The following is a 1399-nucleotide window of genomic DNA, read 5'->3' on the forward strand; positions in this document are numbered from 1 at the left end:
TAGTGCTTCGTTAGGTCTATGCGTTTTCGCTGATCAAGAGCATGTTGGGTGTGTGGACACGCATGAAGTGAACCGATTACGGGCTGCGTTGGGACTGTTTGTGGAGGATGTGTTCGCCTCGGTGCCGCGCAAGGATCAGCGGGCCAAGGGTGAGTGCTATCTGCGGGGGCTGATGCTGGACGGGCGGCGTAAATCGATCCAGCCGATGGCCCAGCGGCTGCCGGACGGGAACATGCAGGCCCTGCAGCAGTTCGTCAACCAGTCGCCGTGGCAGTGGGAGCCGGTGCGGCGGCGGATCGCCGAGCGGCTGGTCGAGGTGGTTAGGCCCGAGGTGTGGGTCATCGACGATGTGTCGTTCCCCAAGTGCGGGCGGGCCTCGGTGGGGGTGGCCCGGCAGTACTGCGGGGCGCTGGGCAAGCGGGCCAACTGCCAGGTCGCGGTCAGCGTGCACGCGGCCACCGATCTTGCTTCCTGCCCGCTGGAGTGGGAGCTGTTCCTGCCCGAGGAATGGGCCCGCGACCTCCCGCGCCGCACGGCAGCGGGTGTGCCCGACGAGGTCGGGCACACGCCCAAGACCCGCCTGGCTCTGGGACTGCTGGAGAAGCTGACAGGCTGGCTGGGTTCGGTGCCGGTGCTCGTGGCCGATGCCGGCTACGGCCGCAGTGTCTCCTTCCGCCTGGCCCTGGAGGACCGCGGCTGGTCCTACGTCATGGCCGTCGAGCCCAAGGAGATCGCCCGCCCGGCCGGCGCCGTTCCGTATCTGCCGCCCTACCAGGGCCTGGGACCGCCCACTTTGCCCCGCTACCGCGATCCGGCCCGCCCCCTGCATCAGCTGGTCGACGCGGACGCCTGCTTCGAGACCGTCAACTGGCGCCAGGGCAGCAAGGGCTCGATGACCTCACGCTTTGCGGTGCTCGAGGTGCGGCCCTCGGGCAAGGAAGCCACCCGCACCGCGCAGGAACAGGCCGGTGGACGCGGCCGGTGGGACGGGGTGCTGCCGCTGCGGACGCTGCTGGTGGAACAGCCCGAGACAGCGGCCGAGCCCACCGGCTACTGGATGAGCAACCTGCCCGCCACCACCCCCATCGCCGATCTGGTGCGCTTCGCGAAGATGCGCTGGCGCATCGAGCACGACTACCGCGAACTCAAACACGGGCTGGGTCTGGACCACTTCGAGGGCCGCACCTGGCGCGGCTGGCACCACCACGTCACCCTGGTCACCGCCGCCCAGGCCTTCCTCACCCTGCGGCGCTACGACCCAAAAGCCCTCACAGCAGCCTGAGCCTCTACCAAGTCCTCGACGCGTTACAGGACCTGCTGCGCTGCTGGGACGGAACCTGCACCACCTGCGGCCGCCCCCTCACCACAAGCAGAACCAGAACCTAACGAAGCACTACTA

The 1399-nt window shown here is 68.4% G+C and carries 1 protein-coding gene; it reads left to right on the forward strand.

The features are described 5' to 3' along the window. Window positions 1–52 precede the first annotated feature (52 nt). Entirely contained in the window at window positions 53–1282 is a 1230-nt protein-coding gene (locus tag ACIBW9_RS42495) for an IS701 family transposase (protein ID WP_398964242.1), read from the forward strand. Window positions 1283–1399 lie beyond the last annotated feature (117 nt).

Source organism: Streptomyces sp. NPDC049541 (assembly GCF_044465725.1).
In the GTDB taxonomy this organism is placed as follows: domain Bacteria; phylum Actinomycetota; class Actinomycetes; order Streptomycetales; family Streptomycetaceae; genus Streptomyces.